Origin of the sequence: Rhizobium sp. L9, assembly GCF_002531885.1 — a bacterium.
Lineage (GTDB): Bacteria > Pseudomonadota > Alphaproteobacteria > Rhizobiales > Rhizobiaceae > Rhizobium.
Genome location: NZ_NWSZ01000006.1, coordinates 1 through 17,233, shown reverse-complemented (window position 1 = coordinate 17,233; position 17,233 = coordinate 1). Strand labels below are relative to the sequence as shown.

The window sequence follows — 17,233 nt, the reverse complement described above, 5'->3', positions numbered from 1 at the left end:
AGCGGAGGTGCAATCCATGTCTCTCATCCATGAAATCGACTACGGCACTCCCGCTTCGAAATCCGAAACCATGGTGACGCTCACCATCGACGGGCAGCAGATCAGCGTGCCGGAGGGCACCTCCATCATGCGCGCCTCAATGGAAGCCGGCATCGAGGTGCCGAAGCTCTGCGCCACCGACATGGTCGATGCCTTCGGCTCCTGCCGGCTCTGTCTTGTCGAGATCGAGGGCCGCGCCGGCACGCCGGCCTCCTGTACGACGCCGGTGGCGGCAAACATGGTGGTGCACACGCAGACGGGACGATTGAAGGATATCCGCCGCGGTGTGATGGAGCTTTATATTTCCGATCATCCGCTCGACTGTCTCACCTGCGCTGCCAATGGCGATTGCCAATTGCAGGATATGGCCGGTGCTGTCGGCCTCCGTGACGTACGCTACGGCTATGAGGGCGACAATCACGTCAAGGCGCGCAGCAACGGCGACATCAATCTGAAATGGATGCCGAAGGACGAGTCCAATCCATATTTCACCTATGATCCCTCCAAATGCATTGTCTGTTCGCTTTGCGTGCGCGCCTGCGAGGAAGTTCAGGGCACCTTCGCGCTGACTATCGAAAGGCGTGGTTTTGGCTCCCGCGTGTCACCCGGCATGCATGAGAATTTCATGGATTCCGAATGTGTTTCCTGCGGCGCCTGCGTCCAGGCCTGTCCGACGGCGACGCTGACGGAGAAATCGGTGATCGAGATCGGCCAGCCGGAGCATTCGGCCGTCACAACCTGTGCCTATTGCGGCGTCGGTTGCTCCTTCAAGGCGGAGATGCGCGGCGAGGAGCTGGTGCGTATGGTGCCGTGGAAGGACGGACAAGCCAATCGCGGCCATTCCTGCGTCAAAGGCCGCTTCGCCTACGGTTATTCCACACATAAGGACCGCATTCTCAACCCGATGATCCGCGAAAAGGTCAGCGATCCCTGGCGGGAGGTGAGCTGGGACGAGGCCTTCGCGCATGTGGCGTCGGAGTTCCGCCGCATTCAGTATCAATATGGGCGCGACGCGATCGGCGGCATTACCTCCTCGCGCTGCACCAATGAGGAAACCTATCTGGTGCAGAAGCTGGTCCGCGCCGGTTTCGGCAACAACAATGTCGATACCTGCGCCCGCGTCTGCCATTCCCCGACCGGCTACGGTCTCGGCCAGACATTCGGAACCTCGGCCGGCACACAGAATTTCGACAGCATCGAACATTCGGATGTCGTCGTCATCATCGGCGCCAACCCGACGGATGGCCATCCGGTGTTCGGCTCGCGGCTGAAGAAGCGGCTGCGCCAGGGGGCGAAGCTCATCGTCATCGATCCGCGCCGTACCGATATCGTCCGGTCGCCGCATGTCGAGGCTTCCTACCACCTGCCGCTGAAGCCGGGCACCAATGTCGCGGTCATGACGGCGTTGGCGCATGTGATCGTCACCGAAGGGCTCTACGACGAGGCATTCATCCGCGAGCGCTGCGACTGGTCGGAATTCGAGGACTGGGCGGCCTTCGTCGCCGAACCGCAACATAGTCCCGAAGCGACGGAGGTTTTCACCGGGGTGCCGGCGGCGGATCTGCGCGGTGCGGCAAGGCTCTATGCCAAGGGCGGCAATGGTGCGATCTATTACGGCCTCGGTGTCACCGAACACAGCCAGGGTTCGACGACGGTCATTGCGATCGCCAATCTGGCGATGGCGACCGGCAATATCGGCCGTCCCGGTGTCGGCGTGAATCCGCTGCGCGGCCAGAACAATGTGCAGGGCTCCTGCGACATGGGCTCATTCCCGCACGAACTGCCCGGCTACCGGCATATTTCCGACGATGCCACGCGCGATATCTTTGAAAAGCTCTGGGGTGTGAAGCTCAGCGACGAACCGGGCCTGCGCATTCCGAACATGCTCGATGCGGCGGTCGACGGCTCCTTCAAAGGCCTTTACGTCCAGGGCGAGGACATTCTCCAATCCGATCCCGATACGAAACATGTCGCGGCAGGCCTTGCGGCAATGGAATGCGTCGTCGTGCAGGACCTGTTCCTCAACGAAACCGCGAACTACGCCCATGTCTTCCTGCCGGGTTCGACCTTCCTCGAGAAGGACGGCACATTCACCAATGCCGAGCGGCGCATCAACCGCGTGCGCAAGGTGATGACGCCGCGCAACGGTTATGGCGACTGGGAAGTGACCCAGAAGCTTGCCCAGGCGATGGGGCTCGACTGGAACTATGCCCATCCTTCCGAGATTATGGACGAGATCGCCGCGACGACGCCGAGTTTCGCGCTGGTTTCCTACGATTATCTCGACAAGATGGGCTCGGTGCAGTGGCCCTGCAACGAGAAGAACCCGCTCGGCTCGCCGATCATGCATGTCAACGGCTTCGTGCGCGGCAAGGGCAAGTTCATCCGCACCGAATATGTGGCGACCGACGAGCGCACCGGCCCGCGTTTCCCGCTTCTGCTCACCACCGGGCGAATCCTCAGCCAGTATAATGTCGGGGCACAGACGCGACGGACGGAGAATGTCGTCTGGCACGCGGAGGACCGGCTGGAGATCCATCCGCACGATGCCGAACAGCGCGGCGTCCGCGATGGCGACTGGGTGAAGCTCGCCAGCCGCTCCGGCGACACTACGCTCCGGGCGTTGATCACCGATCGTGTCGCGCCCGGTGTCGTCTATACGACCTTCCATCATCCCAATACGCAGGCCAACGTCATCACCACCGACTTTTCCGATTGGGCGACCAACTGCCCGGAATATAAGGTGACGGCGGTGCAGGTCTCGCCGTCGAACGGGCCGAGCGAGTGGCAGCTCGAATATGACGAGCAGGCACGGCAATCGCGCCGCATCGCCGGCAAGCTTGAAGCGGCGGAGTGACGATGCCGGGGCGATTTGGCGTTGTCGGCGAGATCCTCCCATGTTTCCTCGGGGAGAAGAGGCGGCGTCTGTGATGACTTTCGCCACCACCGCCCGTGCTCCCGAAACCGCCCGCCGCAACGGCGTCATGCACAGCGGTTCGCGCATCGTGCCCGAGGAAGTGCCGATCGCCTTTTCCTATGGCGGCAGTTCGCATGCGGTGATGATGGCGACACCGGCGGATCTTGAGGATTTCGCCGTCGGCTTCAGCCTGACGGAAGGGATTATCGCCAAGCCGGCGGAGATATCCGCCGTCGAGATCGTCGAGGGGGGGCAGGGCATCGACGTGCAGGTCAGCCTTACCGACGACGTCGCCGATCGGCTGCGGGCGCGCCGCCGCAGCATGGCCGGACCAGTCGGCTGTGGGCTCTGCGGCATCGAATCGATCGAACAGGCGGTGCGGCCGGTGCCCGATGTCTCGGCATCGCCGTTGACGCTGTCTCATGCGGATATCGTTCAGGCCGTTTCGCTTCTGAACGATGCGCAGCCGCTGCATCGGGAGACGCGGGCCGTCCATGGCGCTGGATTCTACCTTCCCGGCCGCGGGCTGATCGCGGTTCGCGAAGATGTCGGCCGCCATAACGCGCTGGACAAACTCTGCGGCGCCGTCATCCGCGCCGGCGAAAGCGGCGGAAACGGCGCAGTCGTCGTCACCAGCCGGCTGTCGGTGGAAATGGTGCAGAAGGCGGCGATCCTCGGCAGCCCAGCGCTCATTGCCATTTCAGCGCCGACGGCCCTTGCCATCCGCACGGCCGAAGCGGCCGGCATGACGCTCGTCGCGCTGGTGCGCGGCGAAGATTTCGAGATTTTCACACACCCGCACCGCATCTCGCCCGGAAGCATCGCCGATGTCGCATGATACCAAAACCAAGCTTGTCTATATGGCAAACCAGATCGCCACTTTTTTCAAAAGCCAGCCGCAAGACGAGGCCGCGCAAGGCGTCGCCACGCACATCAACAAATTCTGGGAGCGGCGCATGCGGCGGCAGTTGTTTGAAATTCTCGAGAAAGAGGAGAATGGCCTGGATGCTCTCGTGCTTCAGGCCGCTCCACTGATCCGCAAGCCGGAGGCGGAGGCAAACCGGGTCCGGTAATTCAAAGTGGTGTCTGCCGGAGGGGAGACAGCAGCAAACTGCCTGCGCACGCGCCACTGCCCTCTATACCGGCGCCATGTATATCCTTGCCGTCATGCCGGCGCCCGGTCTCATCGCCAACGCGTTGGTCAGGCCGCTTCCGGACAAGTGGTTCTGAGGGATGCCGAGGTCGCGGCGCTGCAAGAAAGTCGGCGGCAATAAAAAACCGCCGAAAGCGGCGGTTTTCCGATATCCAATTGTTCCGGCAGATCAGGCAGCCAGTTCATCCGTCTCATTTTCCTTGAACATCTTGGAGAGGTTCAGGAAGCAGATCATGCCGTTTTCGGAGGCGATGATGCCTTCACAGAAAGCGCGGTCGAAGGAGGCCGTCACTTCTGGCACCGGCTGAACCTGGCTGGATGAGATGGTGAGAATATCCGAGACGCGGTCCACGAGCATGCCGATGACCATGCTATGAACTTCGGCGACCACGATGGCGCTGCGTTCGTTGGCAACCGTACTCTTCATGCCGAGCTTATAGGCGAGATCGATGATCGGGATGACCGAACCGCGCAGGTTCATGACACCGATAACATCGGCCGGCGAATGCGGGATCGGGGTCGAGGGCGCCCAACCGCGGATTTCGCGGATGGTCGTGGTCTTGACGCAAAACTCCTGATCATGGAGGCGGAAGGCAATGATCTCGAGCGTATCGCCGCTGAAGCTAGTGGAATTGATCGTGGCCATTAGAATTCTTCCCAACTGTCGTAAGCCAAAGCAGAAGCGGGTGCGCCACCATTGGCGCGGACGAGCTTTGCCTTCACACCACGCGATGACTCTGCACTCAAAGCATCGTTACGGTTAGCGACGACATTAACGGAAGAGTGTTGCCCAAATCTAAATCGGGAACGGGAGCATAAAGCTTTTCCGCCTCGCTCTACTTCAGCCGATCGTCATTTCGATCTGCGAGACGGCCCAATCGACCTGCTCCCTCGTTATAACAAGTGGCGGAGCGAGGCGAATCGTGTGGTCATGGGTGTCCTTGGCGAGAAGGCCGCGCTCCTTCAGCGCATGGCAATATTGCCGCGCGCCGCCGGCTTCGGGCTCCAGTTCGATCGCCATCATCAGGCCACGGCCACGTACATCTCTGACAATGTTGGAGCGGATCGACCTCAAGCCTTCGAGGAAATAATCGCCCATCGCGGCGGCGTTCTCGATCATGTCTTCCTCCACGAGAACCTTGAGGGCCGTGCGCGCCACCGCGCAGGCGAGCGGATTGCCGCCGAAGGTCGAGCCGTGCTGGCCAGGCTTCAGCACGCCCAGCACCTCGGAATTGGAAAGGACGGCGGATACGGGATAGAAGCCGCCGGAAAGCGCCTTGCCGATCAGCGTCACATCGGCCTCTATGCCTTCGTGCTCCTCCGCCAGCAGCTTGCCGGTACGGCCGAGGCCGGTCTGGATCTCATCGAGGATCAGAGTGACGTTGTTATCAGTGCAGAGCTCGCGGATGCGGGTGAAATAACCGGCCGGCGGGATGATGACGCCGGCTTCGCCCTGGATCGGCTCGATCAGGGCTGCCACGGTATTGCCGTTGATCGCGGCCTCGAATGCCTCGGCGTCGCCGAAGGGAATGATGCGGAAGCCCGGCGTATAGGGGCCGAAGCTGGTGCGGGCGTCGGGATCTGTGGAGAAACTGATGATGCTCAGTGTGCGGCCATGGAAATTGTCGGCGCAGACAATGATTTCCGCCTTGCCTTCAGGAACACCCTTGACCTCGTAACCCCATTTGCGCACCGCCTTGATGGCGGTCTCCACCGCTTCAGCGCCGGAATTCATCGGCAGGATCTTGTGCGAGCCCGTCAGCGCCGCAAGCTCCTCGTAGAGATGGGCGAGCTGATCGTTGCGGAAGGCGCGGGATGTGAGCGTCAGCCTCCCCGCCTGTTCGACCATGGCGGCGAGGATCTTCGGGTGGCAATGGCCCTGATTGACGGCAGAATAGGCCGAGAGGCAATCGAGATAACGATTGCCGTCGGTATCCCAGACATACACGCCTTCGCCACGCGTCAGCACCACGTCGAGCGGCTTATAGTTGTGGGCGCCGAGCCGCTGTTCCGTTGCGATCAGTTTTTCCGAAGTGTTCATGGCGCTTCTCCCTCAGCTTGTCTATGCGGCGCGTGTCGGACGATCGAAGATGCGGCGGCCGAAGAGGCTTGCCGTCAGTTCCACCAGTATACGGGCGCTCTTGCCGCGATCATCGAGGAACGGATTGAGCTCGACGAGATCGAGCGACGAGACGAGGCCGCTGTCGGAAAGCATTTCCATGACAAGATGCGCTTCGCGGAAGGTCGCACCGCCAGGCACCGTCGTGCCGACTCCGGGCGCGATGTCGGGATCGAGGAAGTCGAGATCAAGGCTGACATGCAGCAGGCCGTTGGCCTTTGCGACAACAGCGAGAATCTCGCGCATGATGGCGCCGATGCCCTGCTCGTCGATTGCCCGCATGTCGAAGACGTTGACGCCGTGTTCATGGATTTCCTCGCGCTCGCGCGCATCGACCGAACGGATACCGACCTGGAAGACATTCTTCGGGTCGACGAAGGGCCGGTCCTTCGGGAGGATTTCGGCGAACTCCGCCTCGCCGCAGAAGAAGGCGACGGGCATGCCGTGAATATTGCCGGAGGGTGACGTTGCCGGAGAGTTGAAATCGGCATGGGCATCGAGCCAGAGCACGAAGAGCGGGCGCTCCTTGCTGGCGGCATAACGCGCCATGCCGGAGACGCTGCCCATCGACAGACTATGATCGCCGCCGAGAATCAGCGGAAAGCGGCCGGCGGCGGCGACGTCATAGACGCTGCTTTCCAATGCGCGGGTGAAGGCACCGACGATCCTCAGATTATGGGCTTTCGGATGATTCGGCAGATCCATCGCCGGCACGATAGAGAGATCGCCGATATCGGCGACGTCGTGGCCGAGATCAATCAGGGTCTGGTCGACGCCGGCGATCCGCAGCGCCGCGGGGCCCATGGCGGCGCCTCTGCGACCCGAACCTTCTTCCAAGGGTGCGCCGATGAGGGTGACTGATCGCGATTGCGCATTCATTCGAGGGCTCCGTTTGAGGCCTGTTTTCGGCCGATAGTGGGATAAAGGGCTGGCGGCAAAAAGATGGAAAAGTGCCGGAAATGGATTATAATTGCGCAGATTGATAAAGCTATTTTGACAAAGTGTTCGACGTGGACGATCTCGATACCGAACTTCTGAGTGCGCTTCGCCATAATGCTCGCATGTCCGTCTCCTCGCTCGCGGCAATGACCGGTGCATCGCGGGCAACGGTCGCCGCCCGTATCGACCGGCTGGTCGCCAGCGGCACCATCGTCGGCTTCACCATCCGCACCAGTCACGAGACGCGATCCGCTGGCGTGCGCGCGATCGTCATGATCGAGGTGCTCGGCAAGCTCGCCGACAGGGTGGCCGATCAGCTCAGGGGCTTGCCGCAGGTGCGGGCGCTTCACAGCACCAACGGCAAATGGGATTTCGTCGCCGAGCTGGAGGACCGCGATCTTGCCGCCTTTGACGAGACGCTGCGCCGAATCAGACTGATCAACGGCATCAATTCGACCGAGACCAACATCCTTCTTAAAACGAGCAAGACGGGTTTCTAAGCTGCTTTAATATTCCCGTTCATAGACGATGCCCGCTTCGCCGGCGCCATTCCCGCCGGCGGCTCCCCGCAATTTGACGCCACGGCCGACATCGAGATTGATGATTGCCTTGGCGCCGGCCGAGCCGCCCTGCTGCAATTCGAAATAGGTACGGTCGTTAAGATAGCGGCCGACGCTGACGCTCGTCTGGCCCTTCGCGTCGGTGCTGATGTCGAAATCGTCGACGCCGAGCTGGTTGCGCAGACCCTCGAAAAGCGAGGTGGAGCGGTTGCCGGCCAGCTGGCTGACGGCGTCGGCGAGCTGGGCGATCTGCACCGGCGAGAGCTTCGACATCGACTGGCCGAAGATCAGCTGCGCCAACACCTCGTCCTGCGGCAGCTGAGGCGAGGAGGAAAAGGTGATTGACGGATCGGTGGCAAGGCCTGAGACATCGACCGTCAGGGTCGTCGTGCCGGAGGTGGAGGTCGCTTCCATGTCAAGCGCCGGCGTCAGGTCGCCGGCAAAGGTGATTTTGCTCTTGTCGGAGAAATTGAGGCGACGATTGAGAATGGTGAGCCGGCCGCGGCGCATTGTAAAGCCACCGGTGACGATCGGTGCTGCCGCCGTTCCGCGGATCGTCACGAGACCTCCAAGCTCGGCATCGATGCCGCGGCCGCGCACGAAGATCTGCGAGGGCGCATCGATTTCGAGGTCGAGTGTGATAATCGAGGACTTCTCCCCCGGCTTCCGTTCACCGTCATCGCGCAGCTGCGCCAGCACCGCTCGCGGTGCGTTTTTATGCCGGATGTCGATTTCACGGAGTGAGGTCGGCAATCTTTCCGGGACGGTTATCGAGGTCTTGTCCAGCCGAAGCTTGCCGCTCAGCGTCGCACTCAGGATCGGCCCGCGCAGGCCGACCGTTCCGTTGACGGTCGAGACGACAAGCGTTCCGTCGACATAGACGGCCTTGTCGAGCTTGATCGAAATGTCGGCGGGAAATCCGCCGGCGGGCTGGATGCCGATGGTACCGCTTGCCGAAATCGTGCCGCCGCCGCCCAGATTGCCGCTGAGGCGCGAGATGACGGCCTGGTTGCCATTGAAGGTGACGGTGGCTGCGAGATTGTTGACGGCAAGATTGCGCCTGACGTCGACAAGCTTGGCGCCTGATGTCGAGACCGTGCCGTTGATGACGGGGGCTGCGGCCGTTCCGCCAATCTTAAGATCGACCTTGGCGACGCCGTCGGCGACAAAGCCCTGCTGTGCGAGCGGGGCGCCAAGCACGGCGAAGGGAACATTGCCGTTGAAGCGCATGTCGAGGGCGCGGTTGCCCGATATCACGACGCTGCCGCCGCCTTTCAGCGACATGCCGGCGTCGCCGGCAAGGTTGGTGTCGACCGTCAGCCTGTTATCGGCAAGCTTGCCGGATGCGCCGATGGTGAATGGCGAAAGACCGGCGCCCTTCGTCTGGCTCGTTGCCGCATTCTTCCAGTCGACCTTGAAGTCCACGACGGGCGAGCTCAGCGTGCCAGTCACTTTGGCCGTCGCCGAGATCGTGCCTTCGGCTCCTATGCCAGGAACAAAACCGTTGGCGATGGCGGCCGGAACATTGGCGGCGTTTGCGGTGACGTCGATCGATCGGATCGTTGTGCCTGCAATGGAAAGATTACCAGCGGCTTTCAGCGAAATACCGCCACCGCCGCTGAGGTCGGCATCAAAATCCAGCCGGTCGCCGGCATATTTTCCCGTCGCCGCCAAGGCAAGGCGGGAGAGGCCGGCGGCCTTGGTGTGGCTGGTCGCGGCATCTTTCCAATTCAGCTTGAAATCGACGATCGGGTCTGCCGGCGTTCCCGATGTCTGGGCGCTCGCCGACAGCGTGCCTTCGGCTCCGAGGCCGGGAACAAAGGCATTGGCGATATTTGCGGGCAGCGCCGGAATATCGGCATTGATCGAAAGGTCGCGTATCGCGGTTCCCGCGATCGTCGCGCCACCCGCCGCCTTGGCCAACATGGCGTCCTTGCCGGCAAGGCTAGCATCGAAATCGACCCTGTCATTGGCGAACTTGCCGGTGACCGCGGCACTCAGGCCCGACAAGCCGCTGCTTCTGGTCTGGGCGGTGGCGGCGTTCTTCCAATCGAGCTTGAAATCGACGGCGGGTTTCGGCAGCGCTCCTGAGGCGGATGCCGTTCCCGACACGGTGCCCTCGGCGGCAAGACCGGGAACGAAGCCGTTGGCAAGGCCCGCGGGCAGATTGGCAAGATCGGCTTTGACGTCGATGTTGCGGATCGAAGTGCCCGATATCGCCACATTGCCAGCGGCATTCAGCGACAGGCCGTCCTGGCCGCCAAGATTGGTGTTGAAGTCGAGCTTGTTGTCGGCGAGGTGTCCCGATGCGGCAAGCGCGAGGCCGGAAAGATGCGCGCTTCTGGTGTGGCTGGTCGCGGCGTCCGTCCAGTCGAGCTTGAAATCGGCCTTGGGTGCAGCGGGTGTTCCGGCTGCCGAGAGCGTGCCTGATATTGTGCCGCCGGCCGCCAAATCGGGGACGAAGGCATTGGCGAGCGCAGCCGGGAGTTTGGCGATTTCGGCATCGACCTTCACGCTGTCGATCGCCGTACCAGCGAGAGCGACATTGCCCATGGCCTTCAATGAGAGACCTTGATCGCCACCGGCGGCCGCGTTGAAATCCAGCTTGTTATCGGCGAATTTCCCCGATGCGGTCATGGCGAGAGCGGCAAGGCCGGCACGCTTCGTGTGGCTCGTCGCAGCGTCTTTCCAATTGAGGTCGAAATTGGCGGTCGGGGCGGAAAGCGAGCCCGCAGCCGAGATCCTCCCCGAGACTGTGCCTTCGGCGGCGAGATCGGCGACGAAGCTGTTTGCCAGGCTTGCCGGGATATTTGACAGCGTCGCATCGGCCGCGACGGTGCCGATCGTCGTGCCGGTCACGGCGACATTGCCGTTCGTCTTGAGCGAGAGGCTGTCTGCGCCGGCGACCACGGCGTCGAAATCAAGCTTGTTGTCGGCAAATTTGCCGGACGCCGTGGCATCAAGACCGGTTAGGCCGGCTCGTTTCGTGTGGCTCGTCGCGGCGTTTTGCCAATGGAGATCAAAATCAGCGATCGGAGCCGCAAGCGACCCGCTGGCGGCGACCGTTCCGGAGAGAGCACCTTCCGCTGCGAGATCGGGAACGAAGCCGTTGGCAATAGCCACCGGGATATTGTCCAGTGTTGCGTTGACCTTGACGCTGCCGACCGTCGTTCCGGTGATGTCCACGTTGCCGTTTGCCTTGAGCGAGAGGTTGTTGGCGCCGCTGGCCGCAGCGTCGAAATCGAGCTTGTTGTCGGCGAACTTTCCGGACGCCCTAGCTTCAAGACCGGTAAGGCCGGCTCGTTTCGTGTGACTCGTTGCGGCGTTTTGCCAATGGAGATCAAAATCGGCGATCGGAGCTGCAAGCGACCCGCTGGCCGCGACCGTTCCGGAGAAAGCGCCTTCCGCTGCGAGATCGGGAACGAAGCCGTTGGCAATAGCTGCGGGGATATTGTTCAGTGTTGCATCGACCTTGATGTCGCCGATCGTCGCCTCGGCGATATCAACGTTGCCGTTTGCCTTGAGCGAGAGTCTGTCAGCGCCGATGGCTGCGGCGTCGAAATCGAGCTTGTTGTCCGCGAATTTGCCGGACGCGGCCACATCAAGAGCCGCGAGGCCGGCGCGCTTCGTGTGGCGCGTGGCAGCGCTTTTCCAGGCAAGGTCGAAATTGGCGGTTGGTGCCTTTAGGGAACCGGAAGCGGTCACCTTTCCCGTGATGGCGCCCTCGGCGGCGAGATCGGAAACAAAACCATTGGCGACCTGCGCCGGCAGGTTCAGGATATCGGCGTCGATATCGAACACCGGCGCCCTCGGATCGGCGAGCCCGACGTCGCCGCTTGCCTTGAGCAACAGGCTGTCGGCACCGGCGATTGTCGTGTCGAAATCGAGCTTCTTGTCGACGAATTTACCGCTGGCGATGATGCCGAGCGGTGCCAGGCCCGCGCCCTTAAGCTGTCCTGTGGTCGCATCCTTCCAGTCGAGTTTGAAATCGGCGATGGGTGCTGCCGGCGTTCCCGTCACGGCAATCGTTCCCGAGATCGTGCCGCCAGCCGAAAGATTCGGCACGAAACCGTCGACGAGTGATGCTGGCAGCTCTTTGATGATGGCATCGAGCTTCAGCGTCTCGCCGGCCGAACCGGTAACCGATACCGAGCCGGCGCCGGTCTTCAACGTCAGTCCGTCCAGATTGGCGACGCCGCCGGTGACCGTGACCCGCGTCGGCGCGGCGAGTTCGATCGGAATGTTGCGGGGGCTTGCCGAGAGCCGATCGAGGTTGAGGCCGATATTGCCGGCGGCCATCTCGATGGTGCCGTCCGCCATCACGGGATTGCCGTCATAGGCAGCATCGAGGTCGAAGTTGGTGCGGTCTTGCTGCTTGGTAAAACTGAGAGAAAGTCCGCCAAGTTTGTTCGCTCCGGCAGCTACCTCCTCGGCCCTGAGCGTGCCGTTTGCCGCAAGGGTGCTGAGATCGCTGACCGTGAGGTCGACATCCGGCTTAGCGATCGCGAGCGTATCGCGGCGGATCGAGGCGCCTGACGCAACGAGCTTGAGCGCGATCTTGCCGTCGTGGCTATCGATGCCGAGCGAACCCTTGAGGTCTCCTTCGGCTTTCTGTCCGCCGAGCGCGGCCAGCAAGCCGAGCTTGGGAAAATCGAAGGTCAACGCGCCCGAGGGTGTCAAGGAGGGCGAGAGTTCCAGATTGCCGGTCAGCCGGTTGCCGCCGACATCGGCGGTCAGTGCGGGAATGTTCGTCTTGCCGTTTTCAGAACGGATGTCGCCGTTGATGCCGAGCGGCTGTCCGTCGATCGTGCCGGTGGCCGCAAACTTCCCCTGCGGCGCCTTGGGATCGGCGACACCCGACAGATCGATATTGAGGTCGGCGAGCGCGCGATCAGCTATCTCAAGGCTGGGAGCCTTGATATTGGCTGTCACGGAGATCGCCGGCAGTTCGCCTCCGATCCTCAGCGCGTAACCTGCTCCGCCGCTCGCGCCTGTCGTCAGCTTGCCGATATCGGGCAGCCGGCCTGAAAGATCGGCGTTCAACATCGAGCCGTCGAGCGCGACGTTGCCGGCAGCTTCAAGCGTGCCGGATTTCAGGACGAGGTTGGACAGCGCGAGTTTCGACGGGATCGTGCCGGTCACCTGGCTTTCGACCAAGATCGGCTGATCGAACCTGCTCGTCGCCGCAGCCGGCAGGGCCGCCGGTTCGACGCTCAGCTTGACATTGCCGGTCAGCGCGCGGTCCGCCAGCCGATAGGAGCCGTTGAGGCTGCCGTTGATATTGGCGCTTTCGACGGTGGTGCCGTTGAAGCCGATGTCGCCCGGCGAAATCTGGAGCGGCGCGGCGATCGTGATAGGGCCTTGAACGGCGCGGTTGAGGTTCGGCTCGGTAAAGGTTGCGTCGCCGGCCACGAGGCGTAGCTGAACGCTGCCGGAACGGGCGGCAAGATTGAAGGCGTCGCTCTTTGCTGTCAGCTTGACGTTGCCGATATCGGCCTGCGGCAGGGTTGCGCTGTCGAGCGAGCCGCTGAGGCTCAGTCGGGCGGTCTGCGCCTCGCCTGTTAGAGCCAGGTTGAGGCCTGATATCAGAAAGCGCGCTTCGCCTTCGGCGAGCGGCCAGCGGAAATCGACGGGGCCGGATGTGCCGAGCAGATTGGCGTTCAGGCTGTTGTTGCCGGCCGGATCAAGCGCGCCCGATGCGGCGATGACGACGCTGCCGGTGGCGATGTTGCCGGTCTGGATATCGAGCTTGCCATGATCGTCGAAGGTGGCGGCAAGGTCGATATTGGTCTGGCCGGCGAAAAGCGGCCGGAATGCCGCGGGAAGAAGCGAACTCAGGTCACCGCCACCCTTGAGATCGAGATGGTGCAGTCCGTCTGGGCCAGTCGTATGCCGGCCCTCGATTGCAGCGCGCTGCTGTCCGTCGAGCGCAGCCTGCACTTTGCCCGTCCAGTCGGAGATCGGTCCCTGACCGTCGAGGTCGATGTTGACGGCAGGATTGCCAGGCAGGCCGAGGAAGCCTGCCAACAGCCCACCCTTCGGCTCGGCAAGCTCAGCCTTCAGCTGCAGCCGGTTTTCGGCCGGCGCGTAGGCGATATCGGCAGTAAGGCGCGCATCCGGAACCGCGTGGCGGCTGACATTGACCATCGCTTCGCCGCCGTCGCCATCCGCCGAAAGGCTGCCGTTGGCGGCGAGCGCGAAGGCGCGCCCGGCAAAAGCTTCGGCCAGTTTGATATCGGGCAGGGCCACATGGTCGACATCGATCTTGACCGGAAGTGCGAAGCCGCCGGAGTTTTCGGCGCCGGGCCGCGAGGGCAGGGTGCGCACCGGCTTGCGCAGCACGTTGATCGTGTCGATCTGGAAACGCTTGGCGTGGAATGTTCCCGTCAGCAGCGCCAGCGGGTTCCAATCGATTGCCACGCCGTGAATTTCCGCAAAAACGCCCCTGGTGTCGGTTAGGGAGATTTCGGCGGCGCGAAGCCCGCCGGTCAAAAGCCCTTCCGGTTCGCGCACCTCGATCGTCATGTCGCGGTTGGAAAGGGTGGAGGCGATCCTTTCGGTGACGATGCGGGCGCCAAAGGAGGTGAAGCCGAAGATCGCAAGTGCCGCGACAGCGAGAATCAAAATGGCGCCTACGGCATAGCCGGTGACCCGCACGATCCAGTTGACGATTTTTGCCAGCGTTTGCATCGGCGCGGACTACCCCGTTTTCATGCGGCCCATCGATCGGAAGAAGCCGGAATCGCAACCCTAGAAGGATTGGCCGATGCCGGCATAAATTCCATAATCTGTGCCATCTTCGTACTTGTTCAGCGGCACGGCAAAATCAAGCCGCAACGGCCCGAAAGGTGTGGCATATCGTATTCCCGCGCCGGCGCCGGCGCGGATATCGGAAAAACCCGGGAAGGTGCTATCCGATACGGTGCCGACATCGATGAAGGGCACGAGGCCGATTGTATCGGTGATCTTGAAGCGGGCCTCCAACGACCCGGTCACATAGGAGCGGCCGCCGGTGGCATCGCCATTGTCATTGTAAGGCGAAATCTCCTGATAGCTATATCCGCGCACTGAACCGCCGCCGCCGGCGAAAAAACGCTGCGTGGCAGGAATGTCCTCGATCCCGCCGCCGCCGATCAGCACGCCGGCGGCGATCTTGCCGGCAAGCACGAGGCGGTCCTCGGCGCCGAAGGGCAGATAGCCGGAGATCGAGCCCTCGAATGCCGCGTAGGGTGTGGCGTTGAAGATCTCGTAGCCGGGCTTTGCCGATGCTGTCGCCCGATAGCCTTCGGTCGGATTGAACTTGTCGTCGCGTGCGTCACGATCATATTGAAGCGGCAGGGCGATGGTCAGATAGTCATTGGTGCCGAAGGCGTCGTCATCACGCTCCCAGCTGACTTCGCCGCTCGCCGACACCGTGTCCTTGTCGGTCAGTTCATAGGAAAGGCCAAGCGAGGCGGTGACGAGCGTCGCATTATAAGCGTCCGGGTTCTGGGTCTTGGCGACGATGCCGGCCTTCAGCGTGGCGGCCGGGAAGAAGGCCCCGGGTTTGGTGAAGAGGATGCCGGCGGAGTAGTCGAGGCTGCCGACATCGGTTGTTTCGCCGAGCCGCGAGACCGAGCCTTCGATCCTCAGCGTCTCGGCCTCGCCGAATAGGTTGCGGTGGCCCCAATAACCCTGGATGCCGAGGCCGTCGGTGGTGGAATATTGCGCGCCGACGCCGAAATAACGCCTCTTGCCTTCGGAAACCTCGATCGTCATCGGCAGGGTGCCGTCCGGCGCCAAGGCATCGCTCTCATGAATGGTGACGCTGGAGAAGACGCCGAGGGCGCGCAGCCGCTCGCCGGCCTTCTTCAGCGCTTCCGGCGAATAGGCGTCTCCCTTGTTCAGCCTGGAATAACGCTGGATGAAACCCGGGCGCACGGTCTTTTCGCCGGTGACCCCGACGTCGCCGATCGGGGCGACAGGTCCGCCTTCGGCAGCAAGCACGATGTCGACCGTATCGCTCCTGTGATCGGCGACGACCTTGCGTTCGGTCAATTTGGCGAAGGGCCGGCCTTCGCTTTTCAACTGTTCGACAATCTTGTCGCCGGCCTTGATGATGGTGAGCGAGCCGGCCTCGGCGCCGGGGGCAAGGTCGTAATCGGCGGGATTGCGATCTGCGGCGTCGCCGCCGAACTGCACCTCTCTGACCCTGAACACGGGACCGGGTGTTATATTGACGGTGACGGGGATCGGCCCGGAGCGGTCGAAGGTCGGATTGGGCGGCAGGTCGTCGATGTTTCTGCCATCGATGGTGATCGTCACCACGCCGCCATAGCGCGCCTTTTCGTACAAGGCGGCGATCAGCCGCTCGCGGTCGTCACGCGCCTTGACGACGATGCCGAGATCGCCGGAGACCGGCTGTTTCTGGTCGCTGACGAGGCGGGAGCTGTTTTCGAGCGCTTCCTTGAGATCGGGATCGGCGGTGTCGGCCTTGAGGTCGACTTGATAGCGCACCGGATCGGGCACCTGTTCGCTCTCGTCCTCCTCCTTGCCGAAGATGGTGATGCCGAAAAGCTTGAAGGCGTAAGCATCGCCGATCAGGACCGGTGAGAAAGCAGCTGCCGCTGCGACCACCATCATGGTGCCTGTTCGCCGATACGCAAAACCTATTTTCGGACTTGTCCCTCTAATCCGCATCCGCTGCTTTTGGTTACGCCTACATGAAGCTTCGTTGCCCAGCCGTGAACAGCTTAGCGGCAAAATCGCGCAGGGTGTACCATTTTAAATTGCCCACGCACTAATTCAGCACAAAAAATCCCGGATGTGTGTCCGGGATTTCCTTTTTTTGCGGTTTCGTCAGCCTCTCAGCGCGGGCATGCATCGATGTAACGGCGGCCATAGCGGTCGCGATAGTAGCACTGGCCGGGCTGTTCCGCGACGCTGCCAATCAGGGCGCCCGACACGCCGCCGATGGCGGCGCCGACCGCCGCGCCACGGACATCGCCGGTGACCGCGCCACCGATGACGGCGCCCGATGCAGCGCCGATACCGGCGCCCTGCTGGGTCGGCGTGCAGCTTGCGATCGACAGGCCGATCAATGCGAGTATGACAGCTTTTTTCATCTCTTCTCTCCGAGGTTGTTGTCCAGTGGGCAAAGGCCGTCCCTTTTGTTTTTTTGGCAGGCTAGCTGGAAAACTATGTCGGAAGAAAGGGTTGTCCACTCTTGGCCTGATTTTTTTCGCGAAGAGTGTTGTTGCGGCCGTGCGGATTTTGCGCCTATGTCAGGCGCTTTTGCGCACCGATCCCACTGATTGTGGCGCACGCATTTTTTTGTCTGGAATCATTCAAAAATCTGGGCCTTTTGCCGCAGTTGATGTTAAAGCAAAGGGTAAGCATTGACGCGCGGACGTCCGGTCGGCAAGAACGGCCGCGCGATACTGGAGCATATGATGGATTTCGAAGCATTTTTCAAAAACGAGCTGGACGGGCTTCATGCCGAGGGCCGCTACCGCGTTTTTGCCGAT

The 17,233-nt window shown here is 62.0% G+C and carries 11 protein-coding genes and 1 pseudogene; 6 read left to right on the top strand and 6 right to left on the bottom strand.

The features are described from left to right. The first annotated feature begins 16 nt into the window (after positions 1-16). The 3 genes from fdhF to CO660_RS06985 all read left to right on the top strand — a co-directional run bounded on the left by fdhF (position 17) and on the right by CO660_RS06985 (position 4,029). Entirely contained in the window at positions 17-2,896 is a 2,880-nt protein-coding gene (gene fdhF / locus CO660_RS06995) for a formate dehydrogenase subunit alpha (protein ID WP_097598142.1), read from the top strand. Positions 2,897-2,969: 73 nt separating this feature from the next. After that, the gene (fdhD, locus tag CO660_RS06990; RefSeq protein ID WP_097598141.1) at positions 2,970-3,794 is read left to right on the top strand and encodes a formate dehydrogenase accessory sulfurtransferase FdhD; all 825 of its coding nucleotides are present in this window, start codon (positions 2,970-2,972) and stop codon (positions 3,792-3,794) included. Beyond that, positions 3,784-4,029: a formate dehydrogenase subunit delta gene (locus CO660_RS06985; RefSeq protein WP_085779673.1), complete on the top strand. Its 246-nt coding sequence runs from the start codon at positions 3,784-3,786 to the stop codon at positions 4,027-4,029. Before fdhD ends, CO660_RS06985 begins: the two co-directional genes overlap by 11 nt. 249 nt (positions 4,030-4,278) lie before the next feature. On the opposite strand, the gene CO660_RS06980 is transcribed toward CO660_RS06985, so the two are convergent. The 3 genes from CO660_RS06980 to rocF form a co-directional block, all read right to left on the bottom strand. Next, entirely contained in the window at positions 4,279-4,755 is a 477-nt protein-coding gene (locus CO660_RS06980) for a chemotaxis protein CheW (protein ID WP_097598140.1), read from the bottom strand. A gap of 195 nt (positions 4,756-4,950) precedes the next feature. Continuing rightward, entirely contained in the window at positions 4,951-6,150 is a 1,200-nt protein-coding gene (gene rocD, locus CO660_RS06975) for an ornithine--oxo-acid transaminase (RefSeq protein WP_097598139.1), read from the bottom strand. Positions 6,151-6,171: 21 nt separating this feature from the next. Then, the gene (gene rocF / locus CO660_RS06970; RefSeq protein WP_064811477.1) at positions 6,172-7,107 is read right to left on the bottom strand and encodes an arginase; all 936 of its coding nucleotides are present in this window, start codon (positions 7,105-7,107) and stop codon (positions 6,172-6,174) included. Between the two features lie 122 nt (positions 7,108-7,229). Between rocF and CO660_RS06965 the strand changes: the two genes are divergently transcribed. Next, positions 7,230-7,667, top strand: coding sequence for an Lrp/AsnC family transcriptional regulator (locus CO660_RS06965; protein WP_176536244.1), 438 nt, complete (start codon positions 7,230-7,232; stop codon positions 7,665-7,667). Positions 7,668-7,673: 6 nt separating this feature from the next. Here CO660_RS06965 and CO660_RS06960 read toward each other — a convergent pair whose 3' ends face one another. From CO660_RS06960 to CO660_RS06950, 3 genes are all read right to left on the bottom strand, one after another. Then, positions 7,674-14,417 (bottom strand): translocation/assembly module TamB domain-containing protein, encoded by a 6,744-nt coding sequence (locus CO660_RS06960; protein WP_097598138.1) that lies wholly within the window; start codon positions 14,415-14,417, stop codon positions 7,674-7,676. Between the two features lie 60 nt (positions 14,418-14,477). After that, the gene (locus tag CO660_RS06955; protein WP_176536243.1) at positions 14,478-16,406 is read right to left on the bottom strand and encodes an autotransporter assembly complex family protein; all 1,929 of its coding nucleotides are present in this window, start codon (positions 16,404-16,406) and stop codon (positions 14,478-14,480) included. A gap of 167 nt (positions 16,407-16,573) precedes the next feature. Next, positions 16,574-16,831 (bottom strand): YMGG-like glycine zipper-containing protein, encoded by a 258-nt coding sequence (locus CO660_RS06950; RefSeq protein ID WP_088677611.1) that lies wholly within the window; start codon positions 16,829-16,831, stop codon positions 16,574-16,576. A gap of 91 nt (positions 16,832-16,922) precedes the next feature. Between CO660_RS06950 and CO660_RS32710 the strand changes: the two genes are divergently transcribed. Both CO660_RS32710 and CO660_RS33750 read left to right on the top strand, forming a co-directional pair. Next, entirely contained in the window at positions 16,923-17,108 is a 186-nt protein-coding gene (locus tag CO660_RS32710; RefSeq protein ID WP_141504809.1) for a hypothetical protein, read from the top strand. Next, positions 17,105-17,233, top strand: a pseudogene (locus CO660_RS33750) (5-aminolevulinate synthase); the annotation flags it as partial. The gene CO660_RS32710 and the pseudogene CO660_RS33750, both read left to right, overlap by 4 nt.

Coding starts and splice junctions, on each gene's coding strand:
- CO660_RS06960 (WP_097598138.1), bottom strand. CDS start 14,417: ATGCAAACGCTGGCAAAAATCGTCAACTGGATCGTGCGGGTCACCGGC.
- fdhF (WP_097598142.1), top strand. CDS start 17: ATGTCTCTCATCCATGAAATCGACTACGGCACTCCCGCTTCGAAATCC.
- CO660_RS06955 (WP_176536243.1), bottom strand. CDS start 16,406: ATGCGGATTAGAGGGACAAGTCCGAAAATAGGTTTTGCGTATCGGCGA.
- CO660_RS06985 (WP_085779673.1), top strand. CDS start 3,784: ATGTCGCATGATACCAAAACCAAGCTTGTCTATATGGCAAACCAGATC.
- rocD (WP_097598139.1), bottom strand. CDS start 6,150: ATGAACACTTCGGAAAAACTGATCGCAACGGAACAGCGGCTCGGCGCC.
- rocF (WP_064811477.1), bottom strand. CDS start 7,107: ATGAATGCGCAATCGCGATCAGTCACCCTCATCGGCGCACCCTTGGAA.
- CO660_RS06950 (WP_088677611.1), bottom strand. CDS start 16,831: ATGAAAAAAGCTGTCATACTCGCATTGATCGGCCTGTCGATCGCAAGC.
- CO660_RS06980 (WP_097598140.1), bottom strand. CDS start 4,755: ATGGCCACGATCAATTCCACTAGCTTCAGCGGCGATACGCTCGAGATC.
- fdhD (WP_097598141.1), top strand. CDS start 2,970: ATGACTTTCGCCACCACCGCCCGTGCTCCCGAAACCGCCCGCCGCAAC.